Origin of the sequence: Amycolatopsis sp. NPDC051071 (assembly GCF_040682875.1) — a bacterium.
GTDB lineage: Bacteria > Actinomycetota > Actinomycetes > Mycobacteriales > Pseudonocardiaceae > Amycolatopsis.
In genome coordinates this window covers 1-23,238 of sequence record NZ_JBFBBY010000012.1, presented here as the reverse complement: position 1 = coordinate 23,238, position 23,238 = coordinate 1, and the positions used below count along the sequence as shown (strand labels likewise).

The window sequence follows — 23,238 nt, the reverse complement described above, 5'->3', positions numbered from 1 at the left end:
GAAGCGGCAGGTTTGGGACTTCGAGGAGAAATGGGAAGAGCGGGCGCCGGCCACCCCCAGTGTGACCGGCACCCGCTCCGTGGCCGGTACGCCCAGGACCGGCCCATCTCGCACGCTATCGCCGCTGACTCCGGACCGATATCCGCTTTGCGTCCGTTCCGGTGACGTTTAGCGGATAACCGTCACCCGATCACCGGAATCGGCCACAGCGTGTGAGGAACCCGGAGGCCCGATCAGCCCAGTTGGCGCAGGAAGGCCAGCGATGGCATGAAGAAGTAATCGCCGCCCTTGAGGGTCACCGCCTGCGGGATCGGGTCCGCGGTCGTCGTCTCGGTGCCCGCCCATTCCCTGGTGTAGGCGGACTCCGGCCGCGGGCCCTGTCCGATGACCGGGTCGAGGCCCGGCGGTTTGAACCCGTCGGGCGGGACCGGGAACGACGCGTTGTTCGCCCATACCGTCTGGGTGAACTCGAACTGGTTGCCCAGCACCGCATTGAACGCCATGAACAGCAGGCCGACCCCGCCGCTCGGCCGGGCGGACGGCGGCAGGTCGGCGTTCGGGTCGTCGGCCCGCTCGCCGTAGGGCACGCCGCGTCGCACCATCAGGTGCAGGCGTTCCTGCGGAGGATCCTCGGCGCCGCCGCTCCCGCGTGGGTTCGTCTTCCGGATATGCGCCTGGAACGGGCATTTCGAGCCGGTGGCGTCACTTCCGTAGTCGAAATTGTTGGGTACCGGGCTTTCCTCGCCGTCTTCCCGTTGCGCGGTCACCGGGGTGCCGTCCTCGAACCGGCCGACGATCATCGCACCCGCGCGTTCCCGATCCTCGCCGGAAAGACCGAGTGTGTCGGCCAGATCCGCTTCGGCCTGCTTGAACCGCCGCACATTCTGTTCCAGCTTGCGGAAAACGAAGTAGCTGCCGAAATGCACGCCGGGATCGGGGGCCGCACAATCCGCGACGAGTACCTGGTTCAGCGGGGCCTCTGGATTCCACACGGTGATCCCGTCCGTTTCGGCCTTTTCCGCACGGACGTCTTCGACGAGGAAGAGCGGCTGGCTCCGGCCGTCGACATAGCCGAAATGTTCGATACCTTCGCCTTGGGCGTTCACCCGGCCGAGTCCGGTTTCCTCGGCGACCACGGAAATGGTCGGCGGAATCAGTGCGAGAACCTCGTTGCGGCGTGCGGTCATCGGAGCGTCGGCCGCGTCGCCGACAATGACGACGGCGTGGATCTCGTCGTGGTATCCGCTGTCGAAGGTGGAACGAGGTGGGTCGCTCAGCTTCTCGCGGGTCTCCTGCGAGCGCATGCCAAGAAGGAAGGATTCGTCTTGCGGTGCCTGGATTTCCAGGAACCGGTAGCCGGCGGCGGTCAGTCCGGCGCCGACGTACGGCGAACCCTTCACACCCTCGGTCTTGAATCGCTCGACCTCGGTCAGATGCGTTTTAGCGGACTTCATCAGCGGGACGAGCGAGGCAAGGAACGTTTTCGCGCTCGCGGGCTCCGAAAAGCGTAGGAACAGCGCGGAAAAATGGTCGCGGCTATGTGCCTTGAGAATATTCGGCTGTAGTTCTTCGAGCATCGCCGCGGCGTCGCCGGTCGCCAGCTTCCATTCCAACGGCACGGTCAAGTCGATCGTCATTCAAGGAACCCCCTACCCGGGAACTCGCGCGGCGGCCCCGGGCAGGTCTTGCCGGTCCCCACCGCCGTTCGAGTCGTACTCCCTGATACAACCGATACCGAAAGGTCGCCGTCTTCACCCGTAAGTACCCTCTTTCGGCCGCTTTATCACCCGAAAGAACTAACGGCACGGTTACCTCATGCAAGTAGTCCTCTACTTGCGGTAGATGCACGTGCAACTACCGCAAGTAGAGGACTAAACGCGGGGAGGGCTAGGAGAGGGGCCGGTCCGTCGGGGCGATGGGAGCGGGCAGGACGTCGCGCCCGGTGAGAAAGGCGTCCACCCCGGCCGCCGCGGAGCGGCCTTCGGCGATCGCCCAGACGATGAGCGACTGGCCCCGGCCCATGTCACCCGCCACGAACACGTTGTCGACGCTGGTCTTGAACGACTTGTCGCGGGCCACGTTGCCGCGCTGGTCCAGCTCGACGTCGAGTGCCTCCAGCAGGCCTTCCCGCTCCGGGCCGACGAAGCCCATCGCGAGCAGCACCAGCTGCGCGGGGAGTTCGCGTTCCGTTCCGGGCACCGGGACGAACTTGCCGCCTTCGCTGCGCACCTCGACCAGCTTCAGCGCACGCACGCGCCCGTCGGCGTCGGCCGCGAACTCCTGGGTGTTGACCGAGTAGAGCCGCTCTCCGCCCTCTTCATGCGCGGAAGTGACGCGGTAGATCATCGGATACGTCGGCCAGGGATGCGCGTCCGACCGCGAAAGGGCGGGTTTCGGCATGATCTCCAGCTGCGTCACCGACTTCGCGCCCTGGCGGTGCGAGGTGCCGACGCAGTCCGCGCCGGTGTCGCCACCGCCGATGACGACGACGTCGAGGCCCTCGGCGCTGATCGGCGAGACGTCCAGCTCGCCGGCCGCGACGCGGTTGGCCGGCGGCAGGAACTCCATCGCCTGATGAATGCCTTGGTGCTCACGGCCCTCGATCGGCAGGTCGCGCCACGCCGTCGCGCCACCGGCGAGGACCACGGCGTCGTACGACGACCGGAGTTCCTCGACGGTGAGGTCGACGCCGACATTCACCGACGTCCGGAATTCCGTGCCTTCCGCGCGCATCTGGTCCAGACGGCGGTCGAGACGGTGCTTCTCCATCTTGAATTCGGGGATGCCGTAGCGCAGCAGCCCGCCGATCTTGTCGGCTCGCTCGAAGACCACGACGTTGTGGCCCGCGCGCGTGAGCTGCTGCGCCGCGGCGAGTCCCGACGGCCCGGATCCGACCACCGCCACCTTCTTGCCGGTACGCGCGACCGGCTCCTGCGGCGTGACCCAGCCTTCCTCGAAGGCCCGGTCGATGATCGAGATTTCGACCCGCTTGATGGTCACGGGATCGTCGTTGATCCCGAGCACACACGCTGTCTCACACGGCGCCGGGCAAAGGGTCCCGGTGAACTCCGGGAAATTGTTGGTCGCGTGCAGCCGGTCGGCCGCTTCACGCCAGTCATCGCGCCAGGTCAGGGTGTTCCATTCGGGGATGAGGTTCCCGAGCGGGCAGCCCTGGTGGCAGAACGGGATGCCGCAGTCCATGCAGCGCCCGGCCTGCTTCTGCAGTTTCGACGTCGCGAAGTCCTCGTACACCTCACGCCAGTCCATCAGGCGCAGGTCGACGGGACGGCTTTTCGGCGTCTCGCGCGTGGTGGTCAGAAAGCCCTTGGGGTCAGCCATGTGCGGCCTCCATGATCGCCTCGTTCACGTCACGCCCGTCACGTTCGGCCTTGGCCTGCGCCGCGAGCACACGCTTGTAGTCCTTCGGCATGACCTTGCCGAACCGGTCGACGGCGGCGTCCCAATCGGCGAGCAGCGCACGCGCGACCGCGGATTCCGTTTCGTCGTAATGCTTTTCGAGCGTCTCGCGCAGGAAGTCCGCGTCGGCCGAATCCAGCGGGTCGATGTCGACCATCTCCGGGTTCGCCCGGTGCGCGGGCAGATCGAACACGTAGGCGATGCCACCCGACATCCCCGCCGCGAAGTTGCGGCCGACACTGCCGAGCACGATCACCCGGCCGCCGGTCATGTACTCGCAACCGTGGTCGCCCACGCCTTCGACCACGGCCAGCGCACCCGAGTTGCGCACGCAGAACCGCTCGCCGACCTTGCCGCGGATGAAGATCTCGCCACTGGTCGCGCCGTAGCCGATCACGTTGCCCGCGATGATGTGCTCTTCGGCGTTGTACCGCGCCACCTCGGGCGGCCGCACGATGAGCCGTCCGCCGGACAGGCCCTTGCCGACGTAGTCGTTGCCGTCGCCGTAGAGCCGCAGGGTGATGCCCTTCGGCACGAACGCGCCGAACGACTGACCCGCGGTGCCGGTGAAGGTGACGTCGATCGTGTTGTCCGGCAGGCCGTCGCCGCCCCACCGTTTGGTGAGCTCGTGGCCGAGCATGGTGCCGACGGTCCGGTTCACGTTGCGCACCGGCAGTTCCAGCCGCACCTTGTCCCCGGACGACAGCGCGCCCTCGGCCAGCTGGATCAGCGTGTTGTCGAGTGCCTTCTCCAGCCCGTGGTCCTGCACCGTCTGCTGGTGACGCAGACCGGCCGGGGCCATGTCGGGTACGTGGAAGATCGGCGACAGGTCGAGCCCGGCGGCCTTCCAGTGGTCGATCGCCTTGCGCTTGTCGAGCATCTCGGCATGCCCGACGGCCTCGGCGATGGACCGGAAACCCAGCTCCGCCAGGTACTCCCGGACCTCCTGCGCGATGAACTCGAAGAAGTTCACCACGTACTCGGCCTTGCCGCTGAACCGCTCACGCAGTTTGGGGTTCTGCGTCGCGACGCCGACCGGACAGGTGTCCAGGTGGCAGACACGCATCATGATGCAGCCGGAAACCACCAGCGGGGCGGTCGCGAAACCGAACTCCTCGGCACCGAGCAGCGCGGCGATGACGACGTCGCGGCCGGTTTTGAGCTGGCCGTCGGTCTGCACCACGATCCGGTCGCGCAACCGGTTGACCAGCAACGTCTGCTGCGTCTCGGCGAGCCCGAGTTCCCACGGGCCACCCGCGTGCTTGATGGACGAAAGCGGCGAAGCGCCGGTGCCGCCGTCGTGCCCGGAGATGAGCACGACGTCCGCGTGTGCCTTGGAAACGCCGGCCGCGACCGTGCCGACGCCGACCTCGGACACGAGCTTCACGTGGATACGCGCGGCCGGGTTGGCGTTCTTGAGGTCGTGGATCAGCTGCGCCAGATCCTCGATCGAGTAGATGTCGTGATGCGGCGGCGGCGAGATGAGCCCGACCCCCGGCGTGGAATGCCGCGTCTTCGCGATCCACGGGTACACCTTCGCGCCGGGCAGCTGGCCACCCTCGCCGGGCTTCGCGCCCTGCGCCATCTTGATCTGGATGTCGTCGGCGTTGACCAGGTACTCGCTGGTGACACCGAACCGGCCACTCGCGACCTGCTTCACCGCGCTGCGGCGCTCGGGGTCGTACAGCCGGTCCGGATCCTCGCCGCCCTCACCGGTGTTCGACTTGCCGCCGAGGCGGTTCATCGCGATGGCCAGCGTTTCGTGCATCTCCGCCGAAATCGACCCGTAGGAGATCGCGCCGGTGGCGAACCGCTTGACGATCTCGGAGACCGGCTCGACCTCCTCGACCGGCACCGGGGGCCGCGTGCCGAACTTGAAGTCGAACAGCCCGCGCAGTGTGTACAGCTTCTGCGCCTGGTCGTCGACGGCCCGCGTGTACTCCTTGAAGACGTCGTACTTCCCGGCGCGAGTGGAGTGCTGCAGCTTGAACACCGTCTGCGGGTTGAACAAATGCGGCTCGCCGTCGCGGCGCCACTGGTAGTCCGCGCCGGTCTCCAGCTCGCGGTGGTTCGCGCGGAACCCGTCGGCGGGGAACGCGCGACGGTGCCGTTCGGCGACCTCCAGCGCGAGCGTGTCGAAGCCGACGCCGCCGAGGCGGGAAGTGGTGCCGGTGAAGCAGTTCTCGATGACGTCGGCACCGAGCCCGACCGCTTCGAAGATCTGCGCGCCGGTGTAAGAGGCCACTGTGGACACTCCCATTTTCGACATCGTCTTGCGGACGCCCTTGCCCAGCGCCTTGATCAGGTTCGCGGTCGCCTGCTTGGCGGTGGCACCGGCGATCAGGCCATGGTCGGCCATCTCCTCGACGGTCGCCATCGCCAGGTACGGGTTCACCGCGGCGACGCCGTAGCCGATCAGCAGCGCGATGTGGTGGACCTCGCGCGCGTCGCCTGCCTCGACGATGAGGCCGACCTGCGTACGGGTCTTCTCACGCACCAGGTGATGGTGCACCGCGCCGGTGAGCAGCAGCGACGGGATACCGGCGTGGTCCTCGTCGATCCCGCGGTCGGACAGCACGATCAGCCGCGCGCCCTCGGCGATGGCCGCGGACACCTCGGCGCGGATCTCGTCGAGCCGCCGCACGAGCGCCTCGCCGCCGCCGTGGACGTCGTAGGTGCCCTGCACGGAGACCGACTGGAACTCGGGCAGGTCGCCGTCGTCGTTGGCGTGCACCAGCTTCGCGAACTCGTCGTTGTCGAGCACCGGGAACGGCAGCACGATCCGGCGGCACGACTTCGCGTCGGCCTCCAGCAGGTTCGGCTGCGCGCCGAGCTGGGTGCCGAGCGCGGTGACCAGCTCTTCGCGGATCGCGTCCAGCGGCGGGTTGGTCACCTGGGCGAAGAGCTGGATGAAGTAGTCGAAGAGCAGCCGCGGGCGGCTCGACAGCGACGCGATGGGGGAGTCGTTGCCCATCGAGCCGATCGGCTCCGCGCCGGTGCGGGCCATCGGTTCGAGCAGGACGTCGAGTTCTTCCTCGGTGTAGCCGAAAGCCTGCTGACGGCGTACGAGGGCGGCGTGCGGCGGGATCTCACGCTCGCGCCCGGGAAGTCCTTCGAGGGGGAGCAGCCCGTCCTCGACCCATTCGTCGTACGGGTGCTCGGTGGCGAGCTCGTTCTTGATCTCCTCGTCCTCGACGATCCTGCCTGCCTCAGTGTCCACGAGGAACATGCGGCCCGGTTCCAACCGTCCCTTCCGGACGATCGTGGCCTGGTCCAGCTCCAGCACGCCGACCTCGCTGGCGAGGACGACGAGGCCGTCTTCGGTCACCCAGTACCGGGCGGGGCGCAGGCCGTTGCGGTCGAGCACCGCGCCGATCTGGGTGCCGTCGGTGAAGGAAACCAGCGCGGGACCGTCCCACGGCTCCATCAGCGTCGAGTGGAACTCGTAGAACGCGCGGCGCGCCGGGTCCATCTCCTGATGGTTCTCCCACGCCTCCGGGATCATCATCAGCACCGCGTGCGGCAGCGACCGGCCGCCGAGGTGGAGCAGCTCCAGCACCTCGTCGAAGGACGCCGAGTCGCTCGCGCCGCGGGTGATGACGGGGAAGATCCGCTTGAGGTCACCGGGGATCAGGTCGGATTCGAGCAGCGCCTCGCGTGCGTCCATCCAGTTCCGGTTGCCACGCAGGGTGTTGATCTCGCCGTTGTGGGCGACGTACCGGTATGGGTGCGCCAGCGGCCACGACGGGAACGTGTTGGTGGAGAAGCGGGAGTGCACCAGGCCGATGGCACTGGTGACCCGCTCGTCGGTGAGGTCGGCGAAGAACTTCCCGACCTGCGGCTCGGTGAGCATTCCTTTGTAGACGATCGTACGCGACGAAAGGCTCGGGAAGTAGACGTCGTCCTCGACCAGCTCGTGCTCGGCGCGCTTGCGCACCACGAACGCGGCGCGCTCCAGCGCCAGGCCGGAAAGCGCGTCCTGTCGACCGGACAGGAACAGCTGGCTGAAATGCGGCATCGTCTCGGCCGCGCCCGTCCCGACGTGTTCGGTGTGGACGGGCAGATCCCGCCAGCCGAGCACACGCATGCCCTCTTCGGCGGCGATGCGCTCGATGGTCGTCATCGCCAGGCCGCGCGGCTTTTCTTCCTGGGGAAGGAAAGCCGTGCCGACGGCGTACTCGCCGGGTTCGGGCAGTTCGAAGCCGGCGACGTCACGGTAGAACTCGTCGGGCACCTGGATCAGGATCCCGGCGCCGTCGCCGGTCTCCGGGTCGGCGCCGCGGGCCCCGCGATGTTCGAGGTTCCGCAGCGCGATCAGTGCTTTGGCGACGATGCCGTGATCGCGTTTACCGGAGAGGTCGGCAACGAACGCGACACCACAGGCGTCATGTTCGAACTCCGGGTCATACAGGCCTTCGGGGGCCTTGCTGCCCTTGTTGCTGGCACGGGGGGTCACGGCTGGCCGCCTCCCAGGCGTCGGCGCGACCGGTACCACTCCGTTCGGGTGGTTCGTAGCTGAACCAGTTAACGGAGTGGTCCGGGACCGCGATTGGTCAGTCGAGAGGGAACGATCCTGCCCGCGAAACGGGGGCAGGACTCGTAGAGCCGCACTGCACTGGGCGGCCGATGCGCTTATCGGTACTGCGAGTGCGCCGCGTGCCGCCAGGCCGTTGTGGTGGGTGGCAGGCGGGGCGCAGGTGTTACTCCCGGGTTCGCCGGTCTTATGACGATAGTGTGAAATCGCTGTTATCGACATACGTCGGTTGGTCGGGGTGGGAAATGCCACGTCGGCGTTGACTTCAAACCTCATCAGCCCACTGGCTGGAACGACATGTCCACTGAGTGGGGCACCACGGCGCTGACCTGCGTGAACGGTCGTTCACGTCCCCCGTTAGTGTGACTTGGATCGCGCATTGGAGTGGGTTTCGCCGCTGTCGCCGTGACCGGACGTGACCACCGAATCGCCCGAACGGCAGAGCGGTGCGCCCGGTTTGAGAAGCTTGGCCGATGGCGGATCGTTATCTCACCGTGGCGGGCACCGGGGTCCACGAGATCGAAATCCGGCGTTCGCGCTTCCTTTGCGCGCTCGCCCCGGTGACCTCGGAAGACGCCGCCCGTGCGGTGATCGCCACCCGGAAGAGGGTCGATCCGGCGGCCCGGCACCACTGCCACGCGTTCGTCCTCGGCGCCGACGGCCGCGCACAGCGTTCGAGTGACGACGGCGAGCCGGCGGGAACGGCGGGCACCCCGATGCTCGAGGTACTCCGCCGCCGCGAACTGACCGACACCGTCGCGGTGGTGACCCGCTACTTCGGCGGTGTGCTGCTCGGCGCCGGCGGCCTGATCCGCGCGTACGGCCAGGCCGTCTCCGAAGCCGTCGACGTGATCGGGGTCCGCGAGTACCGGCGGTTGCGGCTGGTGGAGGTCGTCGTCGACTACGACCGGGCCGGACGGCTGGAGAACGACATCCGCTCGTCGCCGTACCTGCTGCACGCGACGCGCTTCGAGGACGTCGCGCACTTCGACGTCGGGCTCGCGCCGGACCAGGGGGACGCGTTCCACGCCTGGCTCGCCGACCTGACCGGCGGTGAGGCCCTCGCCGAGGAGATCGGGGAGACCTGGCTCCCTACCCTGTGAGCGGACACCGAACTCGCGTGCTCAAGCACGGGACTCGCGTGCTTGGAGGCGGGACTCGCGTGCTCAGAGGCGGAACTCGCGTGCTTGGCGGGCGAACACGCGAGCTCCGGGTCCCGTCACCCGGACGAGCGAGCCTGCCACTCCTCCAGCGTGATGGCGTACTCGACCTCGCCCTCCTCGGTCCCGGGAATCGGGTCGTCGAACTCCTGGTGATAGGTCCGGACGTGCCGCATCCCGATCTTCTCCATCACCCGCCGCGACCCCAGGTTCACCGCCATCGTCGCCGCCCAGATCCGGTGCGCCCCCAGTTCGGTGAAGCCCTTGTCCAGGAGCGCGAGCGAACCTTCGGTCGCATACCCCTTGCCCCAGGACGACCGATTCAGCCGATAGCCCAGCTCCGGGTCATCCGTCCGATGACCACGCAGAGGCCGGAAATGAAACCACCCCAGAAATGCCCCGCTGGATTTCTCGATTGCCGCCCAGAACCCGTAACCGGGGAAGCGCTCGTAGTAACCGAGAAAGGCGGGAAGGTCGAGTTCGATGATCTCCGCCCGGTCGGCGGGTTTGCCCCCATTGAGGAACCGCATGACGCCGGGATCGTCGTAGAGCGCGAACAGCTCGTCGACGTCGGCCTCGGTGAACTGCCGCAGCAGGAGCCGCTCGGTCTCCAGGAACACGCGCATCAGCCGATCGTGGCGCCCCCGCCGCACCCCGGCAAACGCTTTTAGGCGGCGGCCAGCCCTGGTGTGGCGAGCGTGCCCCCCAAGGCCCGCGCTCCGGCCTCGGTGAGCAGGGCGGGGACGCGTTCGCCCCACTGCCCGCCCCGGGCGGGTGCCACCAGGCCGAGGTGGGCCAGGCGGTGCGCGGTGTGCTGGTCGCAGCAGGCGAGACCGTCGACGAACAGGTCCGGCTCGCAGCTGCAGCTGATTTCGGCGTGGCCATCGGCCACGGCTCTCAGGGTGGCCCGCTCACGATGGTTCAGCTCTGTCCGAACGTCCATGGCGCGCCTCCTTTCTGTTCCGCTCTGAACAGTGAAACCCATACCCCCGACAGTTTCCGTCTTCTCCGGTGCGAAGTCCCGGATTTCGGGCGAACTTAGGGGTGGTGTGTCGTGTATTCAAGGGTGAAGACCTAGGGGTTGTCACCTGATATTCGTAGCGGCAGGGGTGACGGCTCGGTCTTGCGCAGATGCCGGAAAATGATCGAACTCGCCGAATCCGGCGATTTCTTTCCGCTTCGACAACCGATCCACCAAGAAGGAGTGGAGCTGATCGACGTCCTGATCCCGGCGGCCGTCGGCGGGGTGCTCGGCCATGGCGCCGAGGTCAACGCACCTCTCGTCGTCGGCCCGGCCAACAACCAGCTCACCTAGAGGAGGCAGCTTCGGGACATACCCGACCGGAGAGGGTGCCACTATGCGTCCGAGGCCCGCATTGTCTTGAATGGACCCGTGGAGATCCTGGCGGACGCCGCGACACTGGCGCTGTACACGACCGATGCCTCCAACTACCGGCACGTCCCTCAGGGCGTTGTACTGCCGCGGAGCGTCGACGAGGTGATCGAGGCCGTCGCCGCCTGCCGGGAGGCGGGGCTTCCGGTGATCGTCCGCGGTGGCGGCACCAGTGTCGCCGGCAACTCCTGCGGGCCGGGCGTCGTGATCGACACGTCACGGCACCTCGGCGGCGTGCTCGACCTCGACCCGGTGTCGCGGACGGCGCGGGTGGCACCCGGGACCGTCCTCGACGACCTCCAGGCGCTCGCCGCGCCGCACGGGCTCCGGTTCGGCCCCGACCCGTCGACGCATTCGCGGTGCACGATCGGCGGGATGATCGGCAACAACGCCTGCGGGTCGCATTCGGTGGCTTACGGCCGCACTGTCGACGTCGTCCGCGAGCTGGACGTGCTGCTCTACGACGGCACCCGGTTCACCGTCGGGCCGACCACACCGTCCGAAGTGGACGCCCGTGCGGCCTTGCCCGGCACCGAGGGCCGGGTCTTCTCGGAGTTGCGCGCGCTCGTCCGGGACAACCTGGCCTTACTGCGTACCGAACTGTCCACCTTCAGCAGGCGGGTGTCCGGTTACGGGCTGGAACACCTGCTGCCGGAGAACGGTTTCGACGTCGCCAAGGCTCTCGTCGGCAGCGAGGGCACCTGCGTGACGGTGCTCGAAGCGACAGTCTCGCTGGCTGAGCAGCCGAAACGCAAGGTGCTCGCGGTGCTCGGCTTCGCATCCGACATCGCCGCGGCCGACGCCGTTCCGGCGATCCTGCCCTGGTCGCCGCTGACCGTCGAAGGCGTCGACGCGGACCTCGTCGCGCTGCTCGAACCCGGCCGTGCCGACGGTTTGCCGCCGGGTGGTGCCTGGCTGTTCGTCGAGATGGCCGACCCCGAGAAGGCGCGGGCGTTGATCGCCGAGCTGGGTGGCGCGCTGACCGGGTCCGCGCTGCTCGACGACGCGGCCGCGCAAAAGCGGCTGTGGCGCGTCCGGGAGGAGGGCGCCGGTCTCGCGACCCGGCTGGCCGGTGGCGAGGAAGCCTGGCCCGGCTGGGAGGACGCCGCCGTCCCACCCGCGCGGCTGGGTGCCTACTTGCATGAGTTCAAGGAACTCATGCGAAAACACGGCCGCAAAAGTGTCGTCTACGGTCACTACGGCGAGGGCTGCCTCCATTTGCGCCTCGACTTCGATCTCCTTTCCCCGCGAGGGATCGCCGGTTTCCGGTCGTTCCTGGAAGAGTCGGCGGACCTGGTCGCCGCGCACGGTGGCTCGCTGTCCGGCGAACACGGCGACGGCCAGGCGCGCTCGGAGCTCCTGCCCCGGATGTACAGCCGCGAGATCCTCGCGCTTTTCGAGCGGTTCAAGGGGATCTTCGACCCGGCGGGGATGATGAACCCCGGCATCCTCGTCAACCCGAGGCCGGTCGACGCCGATCTGCGTGTCCGGCGCGCGCCACTGGAACTCGAAGATGTCACCGCGCTCGCGTACCCGGAGGACGAGGGCAGCTTCGGGCAGGCGATGCGACGCTGTGTCGGCGTCGGGAAATGCCGCGACACCACCGGTCCCGGCGTGATGTGCCCGAGTTACCGCGTCACCCGCGAGGAGAAACACTCGACACGGGGACGCGCGCATCTGCTCGCCGAGATGGTGAACGGCGAACTGATCACCGATGGCTGGCGTTCGGAAGAGGTCGCGGAGGCGCTGGATCTCTGCCTGTCGTGCAAGGGGTGCTTGTCCGACTGCCCGGTCGATGTCGACATGGCGACCTACAAGGCGGAATTCCTGCATCAGCACCACAAGGGACGGCTGCGCCCGGCATCGCACTACTCGATGGGCTGGCTTCCGCTCTGGTTCCGCGCGGCGGCTCTGGCGCCACGGCTGGCGAACACGATGTCGCGGCGGTTGTCCGGTCTGCTGAAACGTCTCGGCGGGATCGCGCCGGAACGGGAACTGCCGACGTTCGCGCGGACGCCGTTCACCCGCCGCCGCGAGGATCTCCGCCGGTGGGCGACCGGCGCCCGGCCGGTGGTGCTGTGGCCGGACTCCTTCAACAACTACCTCACCCCGGACGTCCTCGACGCCGCGGCCGAAGTGCTCACCGCCGCCGGGTACGACGTCGTCCTGCCCGATCGCGGCGTGTGCTGCGGGCTCACCTTGATCTCCACCGGGCAACTCGACGTCGCGAAGAAGGTGTTGCGCCACACGGTTTCCGTACTCGAACCGTATTTGCGGGCAGGCTACCGGGTGGCCGGGCTCGAACCGAGTTGCACGGCCCTCTTCCGCGGCGACCTTCCGGCGCTGCTGCCGGACGACCCGATCGCGAAACTCCTGTCCGAGCAGACCAGGACGTTCGCCGAACTCATCGAGGACTCGCCGCTCGAGTTCCGTTCACTGGACGTCGAAGCACTCAGCCAGGTCCATTGTCATCAGCACGCCGTCCTCGGCTTCGGCGCCGACGAGGCCGCGCTGCGGGCCGCGGGTGTCCGTAATTCCACAATGGACTCCGGCTGCTGTGGACTGGCCGGCAACTTCGGCTTCGAACGGGGGCACTACGACGTTTCCGTCGCCTGCGCCGAGGACCGGATGCTACCCGCGATCCGCGCCGCGGCCGACGGCACCGAAGTGGTCGCGGACGGGTTCAGCTGCCGGACACAAATCGAGCAACTCGACGGACGCCGGGCACTGCATCTGGCGGAACTGCTCCGGCGAGCGCTTCCTCGCTAGAGCCTTTCCGGACCGGCGGCGTCGCCAACCACACGGAGGATCCCGAGGCGCTGAGTGAGTACGCGACCTACACGCCGCGGCAACTCGTCGAGATCGCCCTACGGCGTCCGGCTGCCTTCGAGCCCGGTGCGGGCTTCCCCGCGCGGGATTATCACGCGGTGAGAAGGATCTTCGGCTCTTCGGTGGGCCGCACCGCCGGAGCCTTCCGGCGGTGCGGCCCACCGCTCATCATCGGCCCATGACAGCTACGTATCCCGCGGCCAAGAGGTACGCCGCGACCCCGGTGGGCGCGATCTACGCCGAGTATCCGCCGATGTCGCGGGTGGTTTTCCCGAGCGGCTGCGAAGGCTGGCTGGTGACCCGGTACGAGGACGTCCGCCTGGTGTTCTCGGACGCGCGGTTCTCACGCGACCTGCTCGGCCCCGGCGCGCCGTGCCTCATCGAGCCGGGGGATTTCTCCACCGGTGACCACAGCATTCTGAACATGGACCCGCCGGACCACACGCGGCTGCGGAAACTGTCGGCGCAGGCGTTCACCGTCCGGCGGATCGCCGGGCTGCGGCCGCGGATCCAGGAGATCGCCGACGGATTGTCGTGGGCGATGGCCGAGCACGGGCCGCCCGTGGACCTCGTCGAGATGTTCGCCTTCCCGCTGCCGACGGCGGTCATGTGCGAAATCCTCGGTGTCCCTTTCAGTGGCCGGGAACGGTTCAAGCAATGGTCGCGGGTCATCGTCACGCCGGTCTCGCACACTCCCGAAGAGGTCGCTCAGGCACGCCGCGACGGGGCGGACGACATGGCGGCCCTCGTCGCCGTCAAGCGGAAGACCCCTGGCGAGGACCTCTTGAGCGCCCTCGTCCACGCCCGTGACGAAGACGGCGACAGGCTCACCGAACCCGAGCTGATCGATCTGGCCACGCAGCTTCTGCTGGCCGGGCACGAGACCACGGTCAGCCTGATCGCCACCGGGATCGTGCTGCTTTCCCGGAATCCGGAGCAGTTCGCCGCATTGCGCACGGATCCCGGGCTGACGGCGGGTGCGGTCGAGGAGATCATGCGTTACGACGGACCGGCCGACGCGTCGCTTCTCCGCGTCGCGCTGGAGGACGTCGAACTCGGTGGTGTCCTGGTCCGGCGCGGTGAGGCCGTGCTCGCGCACACCGGGGCGGCGAACCGGGACGAGACCGCGTTCCCCGGCGCTTCGCGGTTCGACATCCGGCGCCGCAACGCGCCGCAACTCGGCTTCGGGCACGGCGTCCACTTCTGCCTCGGCGCGGCACTCGCCCGGCTCGAAGGGGAGATCGCGTTGCGGACCCTGCTCGACGGGCTTCCCGGACTGGACGTCGCCGTCCCGCACGCGGAGATCGTATGGCGCCCGCCGCTTTCGATTCGCGGCCCGGAAGCCGTGCCGGTGACGTGGGCTACCACCAAGCGCGGGCGAGGCTCTCCAGCGTCGGTTCCTCCGGCGCCGGGAGCACCCTCAGATACCAGGTGAAGTTGCTGTAGACGTGCAAAAGCGCGTACGCCAGACAGCGTCGTGAGAACTCCTCGTCCGGCGTGACGCCGTATCCGGAGAGGAGCCGCCGCAGGAAGTCCTTGTCCCCACCCGAAACGAACAGCCCGACGGCGACGAAGTCGTACTCGGCCGCGCCGCGCATGGCCGGTTCGAAGTCGAAAAGACCGGCCAGCCGGAGGCGTTCGCCGTCGTGGAGCGAGCCCTCGGTGAACGGGACGACCTCGCCGAGGCCGAGCGACCCGGTCAGTGAGGTCACCGCCGGGAGCAGGCCTTGCCTGGTCAGTGCTTTGAACTCGGCTTCGGGGGCGGCGACCGCTTAACCGCTGCGCTCCAGCAGCGTCCGCGCCGCGCCGAGCACGAGGCGGCAGACGTCGTCGGGATCCGCGCTGGCAAGGGGTTCCTTGCCGGTGATCTCGCGGACGAGGCCGATCCCGAGCAGCCAGGCCAGGATCAGGTCGGCCCGCAGGTCGGCGTCGCCCGCGTCGGTGAGCGTCGCCAGTACCTTCGCGTATTCCTCGCCGAGTTGCCGCCGGACCGCGGTCGCGGCGCTGTCGTGCCCGGTCGAGCGCAGGTAGGCGTCGAGGGTGCGGTCGCGGCGGGTGTCGGATTCCAGCATGCCGCGCAACGCCGTCCCGAGCAGTTCACCCGGCGGCGTGCTGGCGATCTGCTCGCGCCCGCCGCGTGCCAGGACTTCCTCGAAGAGCGCGTCCTTCGAACCGAAGTAGCGGAACAGCAGGGCTTGGTTGGCGCCGGCGAGTTTCGCGATGTCACGCACGGTCGTGCGATCGAAGCCGCGCTCACCGAACAGGACCGCCGCCGCGTCGAGCAGGGCGGCCTTGGTGGCGGCCGCGTCGCGCTTGCGGACCTGCGGTTCTTCCATCATCAGGGACAGGCTAGCCGGATGTCGCACGGTAGGCGCATTGACGCTTTCCGTGATGGTGGCTAGCGTTGTAAGCAGTTGCTTACAAACTGCCACCCGGGGGGTTTCCGGACAAATGACCACCACTCACACCGAACCCGTCGCCTATCCCTTCAACGAAGACGCGGGTCTCGACCTCAACGAGGCCTACGCCGCCGCCCGCGACGCCGAGGGCATGATCCGTGTACGTCTTCCGCATGGTGAGCCCGCCTGGCTCGCCACCCGGTACGCCGACGCGCGCTTCGTGCTGGGCGACCGCCGGTTCTCCCGCGCGATGTCGGTGGACAAGGACGAGCCGCGGATGGCGCCGGGCAGGCGCCCCGGCGGGATACTGAGCATGGACCCGCCCGACCACACCCGGCTTCGCACACTGGTCGCGAAGGCGTTCACCATGCGCCGCGTCGAACTGCTGCGGCCGAGGGTCGCGGATCTGGCGGCCGGCCTCATCGAGGACATGAAGGCCGCCGGGCAGCCCGCCGACCTGGTCGAGGACTACGCGCTGCCGATCCCGGTCGCGGTCATCTGCGAACTGCTCGGCGTGCCCGTCGAGGACAGGCCGAAGTTCCGTGTCTGGAGCGACGCCGCACTGTCGACCAGCCCGCTGACCACCGAACAGATGATGGCCAACCAGGAGGAACTGCGCGCGTACATGCACGGGCTCGTCGAAGAGCACCGCGCCCAGCCACAGGACGACTTGATGACCGCGTTGATCGAGGCGCGTGACGTCCGGGACAGGCTGAGCGAGCTGGAACTGGTCGACATGTGCATCGGCATCCTGATCGCCGGGCACGAGACCACCGCGAGCCAGATCCCCAACTTCGTCTACGCGCTGCTCGAACAGCCCGAGCAGCTGGCGCGCCTGCGTGCGAACCTGGACCTCATCCCGGCCGCGGTGGAGGAACTGCTGCGGTTCATCCCCTTGGGTGCCGGCGCCGGGTTCGCCCGCTACGCCAGCGAAGACATCCAGGTGGGTGACGTGCTGGTGAAGGAAGGCGAGCCGGTGATGGTCGCGATCGGTGCCGCCAACCGGGACGCGCTCCAGTTCACGACGGCCGAAAGCCTCGAATTCGGCCGGGAGGCCAATCCCCACCTCGGTTTCGGCCACGGCGTGCACCACTGCCTCGGTGCGCCGCTGGCCAGGCTGGAATTGCAGGAGGCGTTGCGGGCATTGCTGCGAGATCTCCCCGGACTGCGCCTCGACGGCGATATCGTGTGGAAGACGCAGATGCTGGTGCGGGGGCCCCGCTCAATGCCGATCGGATGGTGACGATGAGCTGGAATGTCGAGGTCGATGGAGGAACATGCATCGGCTCGGGGATGTGCGCTTCGCTGGTGCCGGGGGTTTTCGAACTCGAAGGTGCCACGGCGACCGTCTTGACGGGTGAGGTGACGCCGGACGAGATCGTGCTCGACGCGGCGGATTCCTGCCCGGCGATGGCGATCGAGGTCAAGGAAATGGGTGAGGTGATCGGGCCTCGGCCCTGATTTCCGCCCGTTAATGCGTGGCGGTCGTCGGCCGAGGGGCGTAATACGGCGGGGTGAGCGATGACAGCTTGACCCTCCGTACCCTGACCACCGACGACCTGCCCGCGTTCGCGGAGTTGCTCGCGAGTGCGTTCCTCAGCGATCCCACGGATGGGCTGAAGCACCGCGAAGAGCTGGTGTTCGAGCCCGACCGTTCACACGGCGTCTTCGACGGCGACGAGTTGATCGGGACGGGGGAACTGCTCACCCGCAAGATCACCGTTCCCGGAGCAGGGCAGACGCCGTTCGGCGCGGTGACGTCGGTCGGCGTCGCTCCCGGGCATCGCAGGCGGGGCGCGCTCACCCGCGTCATGCGGGCGCAGTTGCATGGCCTGCACGAGGACGGCGGCGAGCCGATCGCCGCGTTGTGGGCGTCCGAATCGGTCATCTACCCCCGCTTCGGCTACGGCCTCGCGGCGCAGTTCTACCGGGCGAAGGTCCAGGCGAAGGCGGCATACCGGCCCGGCGTCGAACTCGAAGCCGAGCGCGTGCGCGAGGTTCCGCGCGAGCAGGCGATCCCGCTGATCAAGGCGATCTACGAGAAGGAAGCGCCACTGCGGGTCGGCGCGCTCGACCGGCCCGCGTCCGCGTGGGAGTTCATCCTCGACGATCCGGAGTACCGGCGTCACGGCGCGACCGCGCTCAAGTTCGCCATCCTGCCGGACGGGTACGCGATCTATCGCGTCCGGAGCGACTGGCACGAGGAAGGCCCGCGCGGGACGCTGAACCTGCTGGAACTGGTCGCGACCACGCCGGAGGCGTACGCGACGCTGTACCGCTTTCTGCTCGACTACGACCTGATCGCGACCATCGAGGCGTTCGCCGCCCTCGACGAGCCGCTCATCCACCTGCTGGCCGATCCCCGCAAGATCTCCCGCTCCGCCGGTGACTCCCTGTGGGTCCGGCTGGTCGACGTCGACCGCGCGCTGAAGACCCGCCGCTACAGCGCCGCGGTGGAGTTGGTGTTCGGTGTCGAGGACGCGTTCTGCCCGTGGAACGCGGGGAACTGGCGGCTCGTCACCGACGCCGACGGCAACGCCGCTGTCACCCGGGTGGAGGACGCGCCCGATCTCGAACTGGACGTGATCGACCTCGGCGCGATCTTCCTCGGCGGGACCCGGCCGAGCACGCTGGCCGCGGCCGGGCGGATCCGGCAGCGGACGGCCGGTGCGGTGTCGCGGGCGACGGCGGCGTTCGCCACCGACCGTGAGCCGTCCTGCCTGGAATCCTTCTAGCGGAGGATGCCCTGTTCGGTCACCACGGCGGTGATCAGGGCGTTCGGCGTCACGTCGAAGGCCGGGTTGAACACCTCCGCGCCTTCGGGTGCCACCCTCCGGCCACCGAAGTTCAGGATCTCGCCGGGATCGCGTTCCTCGATCACGATCCCGGCGCCGTCCGGCATCGCGCTGTCCACAGTGGACGAAGGGGCGACGACCACGAACGGGATCCCGTGGTGCTTGGCCGCGATCGCCAGCCCGTAGGTGCCGATCTTGTTGGCGACGTCGCCGTTGGCGGCGATCCGGTCGGCGCCGACGAGCACGGCGTCCACCAGGCCGCGCGCCATCGCCGCGGCGGCCGCGCCGTCGGGCTGGATCCGGTACGGGACACCGGCTTCGGCCAGTTCCCAAGCGGTCAGGCGCGCACCCTGCAGCAGCGGCCGGGTCTCGTCGACCAGGACGGACTCGACCAGGCCTCGGGTGTGCAGATGCCAGACGACGCCGAGCGCGCTGCCCCAGGCGACCGTCGCGAGGCGTCCGGCGTTGCAGTGGCTGAGCAGCCGCAACGGCCGCCGCTCGCAGTGTTCGAGCACCACTTCGGCGGCCAGCCGGGAAGCTTCGTGGTTGATGCGCTCGTCCTCGTCGAGAATCTCCAGCGCTTCGGCGAGAACGGCGTCCGGCCCCTCCGGAAGCTTCGCGAGTGCGCGGGAGACGCCCCAGCTCAGGTTGACCGCGGTCGGCCGGGCCTTCGCGACCCGTTCCGCCTCGGCCTCGACGTCGCCTCCCGCACGGGACGCGAGCACCACCCCGAGCGCACCGGCCGCGCCGAGTGCCGGGGCGCCGCGGACCGCGAGTTTCCGGATGGCGTCGACCAGTTCGCCGACCGTCCGCAGTTCGAGCACGCGGTACTCGGCGGGCAGCGCGGTCTGGTCGATGATCGCGACCGCGTCGCCGGTCCAGTCGATCGTTCTGCGCATGGTTCCCCCGGGAAATCCAGTTGTCCGGTCTCGGCCGGTTCGATGAGGATGCGGTTCGTGACCATTGAACGCCACCATCCGCCCGGTCTGCATCCCACGCCCACCTACCACCACGTGACCATCGTCGAGGGACGCCGCGACGTCCACCTCGCCGGCCAGTGCCCGCTCGCCGAAGACGGCAAGGTCGTCGAGGGTGACGTGCTCGCCCAGGTCGACCAGGTCGTCGCGAACACCGCCGCCGCGCTCGCTTTCGCCAAGGCGACCCCGGCCGACGTCGTGCGCACGGTGATCTACGTGGTGACGCCGGACGCCGACGTGCTTTCGGCGGTATGGGACCGGTTCGTCGAGTCGGAGATCGGGGCGGCCTTCACGACCGCGAGCACCCTGCTCGGCGTCGCGCGGCTCGGCTACCCCGGACAGCTCGTCGAACTCGACGTCACCGCCGCCACGGCCTGATCCTCGCCGCGATCCGGCGCCGGGCCGTGTCCTGGCCGGTGCCGGATCGCGGGGTGGTCAGGTGATGATGGTGATCACCGGGGCATCGGCCTTCGCGGCGCCCGCGAAGAAGGTCACCAGGTCCTCGTAGTTGCCCCGCAAATAGTCCAGTGCTTCGGGGCCGTCCCAGAGCCGCGGGTAGATCTCGTTGGTGTCGAGTTCCGCGAGTTCGACGCCGCTCGAAAGCTGGTCGAACCCGGTCTTCGACAGCGCTGCCGAGACAGTCTGTACTTCGGCGGCGGTGAAGTACCGCGGCGGCCCATCGCTGTCGGCTTCCTCCAGCAGCGTCCCGCCCAGCACGAAATCGACCTCGAACCCGGCCTTCCCGGTCAGGTACCACAGCGCGTGCCACGCCTTGTCGATATCCGCCGCCCGCTCGGTGCCCTGGGCCTTCTCGGCGTACTCCCAGTACCGATCGGGCTTCTCGATCAGCTCACGCAGTTCCTCGGACGTGACCTGTAGGTACGTACCGCACATCCCCATCGGCTACAGCCCCGCCATGATGTCGGTCTCGGTGATACCCGGCCCCTGACCCGCGCGGATGAACCACTCGACGCCGAACGCCTGCGCGAAACCCTCGTCGGGCATCGCGAGGAAGAACGAGTCCTCGCTGATCTGACTGGCGTGCGCACGCATCGCGGCCCGCTTCTGCGGCAGGTACGCGGCGACGTCGACCCGTGCCGTCAGCACCGCTTCCGGCTTGCCGAACTCCGCGCCGCCCTCGTCGAAATCGGGGAGGTCCTCGGCCTTGATCTGCCCGGTCCGCACGGCTTCTTCCATCCCGCGGCGCATTTCGTCACTGTTGCTGGTGGCCTCGTAGACCCGCGGTGTCCCGGCCAGTTCGGCCGCGCGCATCCCGACACGGTGCACCTGGATGTGGTCCGGATGCCCGTAACCGCCGTTGTCGTCGTACACGGTCAGGACGTCGGCCTGCTCCTCACGCAGGATCGTCGCCAGGCGCTGCGCGGCCTCCTCGACGTCGGCCTGCCAGAACGTGCCCGGCACGTCGTTGCGCGGCTCGCCCATCATGCCGGAATCGGTGTACCCCAGGAACTCCACGCGCTTGGCCCCCAGCACCTCCGCCGAAGCGTGCGTCTCCTGGACGCGGCGCTGCCACAACTCCTCTCCGTCGTCGAGGAACCCGTCCGGCACCTCGCCGACCTCACCCCTGGTCGCGACGACGAGCACGACACGGTGACCTTCCTCGAAGGCCTTACGCATGACGCCGCCCGCGACGATGCACTCGTCGTCGGGATGGGCGTGAAAACTTACCAATGTGGCCATGGTGGGGAAACTACCCGGAGGCACCGACATATTCCGGTGCGCGCCGAGCCCGCGAGCATCCGGGTGGTCGTTGTGGAGGTTCCGGCGTGGTGGGTGGCCAGGAGGATCGGGAGGTCGCTTCCCGGCTGCTGGCGTTCGAGGAGTTCTCCGCCGCGCTGGGCTCGGTGACCCGGTGGTGAACGAGCCGTCCGAGTGAGCGGCCCGCCTTCAGTCGCCTGAGCGGTCCATGGCCACTCAAGCCGGGAAGGTTCGCCCCAGGAACTCCAGTGTCAGTGCCCAAGCCGCGGCGGCGGGCTCGGGCTGGTGGAACATCGGCGCGACATGGTTGTGGAACGCGTGCCCGGCGCCGTCGTGAATGGTGATTTCCGCACCGTCGTGGGAAGCCACCGCGTCGGCCAGCTTCCGCACTCCCTCCACCGGGATGTACGGATCGGCCCCGCCGAACTGGAACTGGATGGGGCAGGTGATCTTGTCCAGCAACGGGAGCTGCCCCGGCACGGTCGAGCCGTAGTACGAAACGGCGACGTCCGGGTCGCCGTCGGCGGCGGCCGCGTAGGCCATCGAGCCGCCGAGGCAAAAGCCGAAGACACCCGCGCGGCCACCGGTTCCGGGCAGGGAGCGCAGCATCGCCAAGGTCGCGAGGACGTCGCCGACCGCGCGTGCCGGGTCGAGTTTCCCGGCGACCTCCATCGACGCCGAAATCCCCGCTTCGTCGTGGGTGGCCGACCAGCCGGGTGCGGTGCGCCAGAACAGTTCGGGCACCGCGACGACGTAGCCGAGCGCGGCCAGGTCGGCGGCGACCGATTTGAGGTAGTCGTCGAGGCCGAAGATCTCCTGGATCAGCACCAGGCCAGGGCCGGTGCCGGCTTCGGGCAGCCAGAGCGGGGCTTCGAACGCGCCGTCGGCGACGGTCACCTTGGTCATCGTTTTCCTTCCAGCGCACGCACGAGGCACTCCGCCACCAGCGCGGCTTGCGTACCGTCGGGGTCGAGGTCGGGATCGAAAATGGTCAGTTCCAGCCCGGCCGCGCCGGGGATCGCGACCAGTCCGCGCAGGAGGTCGACGAGCACGTCCGGACTGAGCCCGCCGGGATCGGGACTGTCCACAGCGGACACGAACTCCGGATCGAGGGTGTCGATGTCGACGTGGACCCAGAAACCGTCCAGTGGCGCGAAAACCTCGCGTGCGGCGGCGAGGGCGCCGTCCGTCCCGTCGGCCATGATCCGCTGGCTGGTGATCGTGCGAAGGCCGGCTTCGCGCGCTTCGGCGGATTCTTCCTCACGCACGCCCAGAACGAGGACGTCCTCGTCACGGACGTACGGCGAAAGTCCGTCCACATCGGCCAGTTCCGGAGCGCCCCTGCCGGTCACGACGGCCAGTGCCTCACCGCCGACGGAAGCGACGTGGCCCGAGTTGCCGAGATGCCGGAAGTCGTCGTGACCGTCGAAGTAGACGATCCCGTAGCGCCCTTCGCGGCGAAGGGTGAGCATCGCGGCGAGCGCGATCGAGCAGTCGCCGCCGAGCACGACCGGGAAACCACCGTCCGCACGGATCTTCGCGAGCCGTCCGGCGAGCGCCGCCGTGTAGCCGGCGATACCGGCGGCGTTGCGGGCACCGCTTTCGGGCGACCAGTCGGGCAGATAACGCGGCGGAGTGACCACTCCGCCGTCGGTCGCGCCCAGCCGCGTGAGCAGACCATGGTCACGCAGCGCACCCGGCGCCTTGTAGCAGCCAGGAACCACCCCTTCGGCGGGTGGGCGCAGGCCGAGGTTCGACGGTGCGTCGAGCAGCACGAGATTCCCCATGCCCCCACCGTAGTAGTGACGCCTGGTGTCGCGCAGTCAATCCCTTCGGGTCGGGTCGGGCGAAGGCTCACTGTGGGCGAAGGCTCATCTTGACGGCGCGCTGCCGGGCTCCCCCTGACCCTGACCCTGACCCTGACCCGTCGCCAAGTGTCATGAGGGGTCCCCATAGGACGAAAAGTGTCCTATGGGGACCCCACAAGAAACAAACCGACACACACCGACACACAC

Annotated in this window: 20 protein-coding genes; 8 read left to right on the top strand and 12 right to left on the bottom strand. The window is 68.5% G+C overall.

Translation table 11 applies throughout. The features are described 5' to 3' along the window. Window positions 1–233: 233 nt before the first annotated feature. The 3 genes from AB0M65_RS06405 to gltB all read right to left on the bottom strand — a co-directional run bounded on the left by AB0M65_RS06405 (window position 234) and on the right by gltB (window position 7,873). Window positions 234–1,637, bottom strand: coding sequence for a Dyp-type peroxidase (locus tag AB0M65_RS06405; protein ID WP_364022348.1), 1,404 nt, complete (start codon window positions 1,635–1,637; stop codon window positions 234–236). A gap of 250 nt (window positions 1,638–1,887) precedes the next feature. Further along, window positions 1,888–3,339: a glutamate synthase subunit beta gene (locus AB0M65_RS06400; RefSeq protein WP_364022345.1), complete on the bottom strand. Its 1,452-nt coding sequence runs from the start codon at window positions 3,337–3,339 to the stop codon at window positions 1,888–1,890. After that, window positions 3,332–7,873 (bottom strand): glutamate synthase large subunit, encoded by a 4,542-nt coding sequence (gltB, locus tag AB0M65_RS06395; RefSeq protein ID WP_364022342.1) that lies wholly within the window; start codon window positions 7,871–7,873, stop codon window positions 3,332–3,334. The genes AB0M65_RS06400 and gltB overlap by 8 nt, the downstream gene beginning before the upstream one ends. A gap of 551 nt (window positions 7,874–8,424) precedes the next feature. Here gltB and AB0M65_RS06390 point away from each other — a divergent pair. Then, window positions 8,425–9,054 (top strand): YigZ family protein, encoded by a 630-nt coding sequence (locus AB0M65_RS06390; protein ID WP_364022339.1) that lies wholly within the window; start codon window positions 8,425–8,427, stop codon window positions 9,052–9,054. A gap of 116 nt (window positions 9,055–9,170) precedes the next feature. Here AB0M65_RS06390 and AB0M65_RS06385 read toward each other — a convergent pair whose 3' ends face one another. Then, window positions 9,171–9,737 (bottom strand): GNAT family N-acetyltransferase, encoded by a 567-nt coding sequence (locus tag AB0M65_RS06385; RefSeq protein ID WP_364022336.1) that lies wholly within the window; start codon window positions 9,735–9,737, stop codon window positions 9,171–9,173. A gap of 41 nt (window positions 9,738–9,778) precedes the next feature. After that, the gene (locus AB0M65_RS06380) at window positions 9,779–10,054 is read right to left on the bottom strand and encodes a hypothetical protein (RefSeq protein ID WP_364022333.1); all 276 of its coding nucleotides are present in this window, start codon (window positions 10,052–10,054) and stop codon (window positions 9,779–9,781) included. Window positions 10,055–10,252: 198 nt separating this feature from the next. On the opposite strand from AB0M65_RS06380, the gene AB0M65_RS06375 reads away from it, so the two are divergent. From AB0M65_RS06375 to AB0M65_RS06365, 3 genes are all read left to right on the top strand, one after another. Then, on the top strand, window positions 10,253–10,426 hold the full coding sequence (locus tag AB0M65_RS06375; RefSeq protein ID WP_364022330.1) for a hypothetical protein: 174 nt from the start codon (window positions 10,253–10,255) through the stop codon (window positions 10,424–10,426). A gap of 78 nt (window positions 10,427–10,504) precedes the next feature. Beyond that, the gene (locus AB0M65_RS06370) at window positions 10,505–13,273 is read left to right on the top strand and encodes an FAD-binding and (Fe-S)-binding domain-containing protein (RefSeq protein ID WP_364022327.1); all 2,769 of its coding nucleotides are present in this window, start codon (window positions 10,505–10,507) and stop codon (window positions 13,271–13,273) included. 238 nt (window positions 13,274–13,511) lie between these two features. Next, window positions 13,512–14,768, top strand: coding sequence for a cytochrome P450 (locus AB0M65_RS06365; protein ID WP_364022324.1), 1,257 nt, complete (start codon window positions 13,512–13,514; stop codon window positions 14,766–14,768). On the opposite strand, the gene AB0M65_RS06360 is transcribed toward AB0M65_RS06365, so the two are convergent. Both AB0M65_RS06360 and AB0M65_RS06355 read right to left on the bottom strand, forming a co-directional pair. Beyond that, entirely contained in the window at window positions 14,695–15,045 is a 351-nt protein-coding gene (locus tag AB0M65_RS06360; protein ID WP_364022321.1) for a hypothetical protein, read from the bottom strand. The genes AB0M65_RS06365 and AB0M65_RS06360 overlap by 74 nt on opposite strands. A gap of 60 nt (window positions 15,046–15,105) precedes the next feature. Further along, entirely contained in the window at window positions 15,106–15,672 is a 567-nt protein-coding gene (locus AB0M65_RS06355) for a TetR family transcriptional regulator (RefSeq protein ID WP_364022318.1), read from the bottom strand. 112 nt (window positions 15,673–15,784) lie between these two features. Between AB0M65_RS06355 and AB0M65_RS06350 the strand changes: the two genes are divergently transcribed. The 3 genes from AB0M65_RS06350 (at window position 15,785) to AB0M65_RS06340 (ending at window position 18,467) form a co-directional block, all read left to right on the top strand. Then, the gene (locus AB0M65_RS06350; RefSeq protein ID WP_364022315.1) at window positions 15,785–16,975 is read left to right on the top strand and encodes a cytochrome P450; all 1,191 of its coding nucleotides are present in this window, start codon (window positions 15,785–15,787) and stop codon (window positions 16,973–16,975) included. A 2-nt stretch (window positions 16,976–16,977) separates the two neighbouring features. Then, on the top strand, window positions 16,978–17,193 hold the full coding sequence (locus AB0M65_RS06345) for a ferredoxin (RefSeq protein ID WP_364022312.1): 216 nt from the start codon (window positions 16,978–16,980) through the stop codon (window positions 17,191–17,193). A 68-nt stretch (window positions 17,194–17,261) separates the two neighbouring features. Next, window positions 17,262–18,467 (top strand): GNAT family N-acetyltransferase, encoded by a 1,206-nt coding sequence (locus AB0M65_RS06340; RefSeq protein ID WP_364022309.1) that lies wholly within the window; start codon window positions 17,262–17,264, stop codon window positions 18,465–18,467. On the opposite strand, the gene mtnA is transcribed toward AB0M65_RS06340, so the two are convergent. Further along, on the bottom strand, window positions 18,464–19,426 hold the full coding sequence (gene mtnA / locus AB0M65_RS06335; protein WP_364022306.1) for an S-methyl-5-thioribose-1-phosphate isomerase: 963 nt from the start codon (window positions 19,424–19,426) through the stop codon (window positions 18,464–18,466). The two genes, AB0M65_RS06340 and mtnA, sit on opposite strands and share 4 nt — an antisense overlap. A gap of 57 nt (window positions 19,427–19,483) precedes the next feature. Here mtnA and AB0M65_RS06330 point away from each other — a divergent pair, with 57 nt between their 5' ends. Then, window positions 19,484–19,882 carry a RidA family protein gene (locus AB0M65_RS06330; protein WP_364022303.1) on the top strand — a complete coding sequence of 133 codons (399 nt, stop codon included), beginning with the start codon at window positions 19,484–19,486 and terminating at the stop codon, window positions 19,880–19,882. A 57-nt stretch (window positions 19,883–19,939) separates the two neighbouring features. Here the strand turns inward: AB0M65_RS06330 and AB0M65_RS06325 are convergent, their stop codons facing one another. From AB0M65_RS06325 to AB0M65_RS06310, 4 genes are all read right to left on the bottom strand, one after another. Beyond that, entirely contained in the window at window positions 19,940–20,398 is a 459-nt protein-coding gene (locus tag AB0M65_RS06325; RefSeq protein WP_364022300.1) for a YfbM family protein, read from the bottom strand. 9 nt (window positions 20,399–20,407) lie between these two features. After that, window positions 20,408–21,205: a PIG-L family deacetylase gene (locus AB0M65_RS06320; RefSeq protein ID WP_364022297.1), complete on the bottom strand. Its 798-nt coding sequence runs from the start codon at window positions 21,203–21,205 to the stop codon at window positions 20,408–20,410. Between the two features lie 234 nt (window positions 21,206–21,439). Further along, on the bottom strand, window positions 21,440–22,129 hold the full coding sequence (locus AB0M65_RS06315) for a dienelactone hydrolase family protein (protein ID WP_364022294.1): 690 nt from the start codon (window positions 22,127–22,129) through the stop codon (window positions 21,440–21,442). Next, the gene (locus AB0M65_RS06310; protein ID WP_364022291.1) at window positions 22,126–23,010 is read right to left on the bottom strand and encodes an arginase family protein; all 885 of its coding nucleotides are present in this window, start codon (window positions 23,008–23,010) and stop codon (window positions 22,126–22,128) included. The genes AB0M65_RS06315 and AB0M65_RS06310 overlap by 4 nt, the downstream gene beginning before the upstream one ends. Window positions 23,011–23,238: the final 228 nt, after the last annotated feature.

Excerpts from the sequence above, each read along its gene's own strand:
- AB0M65_RS06355 (WP_364022318.1), bottom strand. The coding sequence starts at position 15,672 with ATGATGGAAGAACCGCAGGTCCGCAAGCGCGACGCGGCCGCCACCAAG.
- AB0M65_RS06390 (WP_364022339.1), top strand. The coding sequence starts at position 8,425 with ATGGCGGATCGTTATCTCACCGTGGCGGGCACCGGGGTCCACGAGATC.
- AB0M65_RS06310 (WP_364022291.1), bottom strand. The coding sequence starts at position 23,010 with ATGGGGAATCTCGTGCTGCTCGACGCACCGTCGAACCTCGGCCTGCGC.
- AB0M65_RS06320 (WP_364022297.1), bottom strand. The coding sequence starts at position 21,205 with ATGGCCACATTGGTAAGTTTTCACGCCCATCCCGACGACGAGTGCATC.
- AB0M65_RS06375 (WP_364022330.1), top strand. The coding sequence starts at position 10,253 with ATGATCGAACTCGCCGAATCCGGCGATTTCTTTCCGCTTCGACAACCG.
- AB0M65_RS06405 (WP_364022348.1), bottom strand. The coding sequence starts at position 1,637 with ATGACGATCGACTTGACCGTGCCGTTGGAATGGAAGCTGGCGACCGGC.
- mtnA (WP_364022306.1), bottom strand. The coding sequence starts at position 19,426 with ATGCGCAGAACGATCGACTGGACCGGCGACGCGGTCGCGATCATCGAC.
- AB0M65_RS06315 (WP_364022294.1), bottom strand. The coding sequence starts at position 22,129 with ATGACCAAGGTGACCGTCGCCGACGGCGCGTTCGAAGCCCCGCTCTGG.
- AB0M65_RS06365 (WP_364022324.1), top strand. The coding sequence starts at position 13,512 with ATGACAGCTACGTATCCCGCGGCCAAGAGGTACGCCGCGACCCCGGTG.
- AB0M65_RS06400 (WP_364022345.1), bottom strand. The coding sequence starts at position 3,339 with ATGGCTGACCCCAAGGGCTTTCTGACCACCACGCGCGAGACGCCGAAA.
- AB0M65_RS06325 (WP_364022300.1), bottom strand. The coding sequence starts at position 20,398 with ATGTGCGGTACGTACCTACAGGTCACGTCCGAGGAACTGCGTGAGCTG.
- AB0M65_RS06345 (WP_364022312.1), top strand. The coding sequence starts at position 16,978 with ATGAGCTGGAATGTCGAGGTCGATGGAGGAACATGCATCGGCTCGGGG.
- AB0M65_RS06385 (WP_364022336.1), bottom strand. The coding sequence starts at position 9,737 with ATGCGCGTGTTCCTGGAGACCGAGCGGCTCCTGCTGCGGCAGTTCACC.
- AB0M65_RS06350 (WP_364022315.1), top strand. The coding sequence starts at position 15,785 with ATGACCACCACTCACACCGAACCCGTCGCCTATCCCTTCAACGAAGAC.
- AB0M65_RS06380 (WP_364022333.1), bottom strand. The coding sequence starts at position 10,054 with ATGGACGTTCGGACAGAGCTGAACCATCGTGAGCGGGCCACCCTGAGA.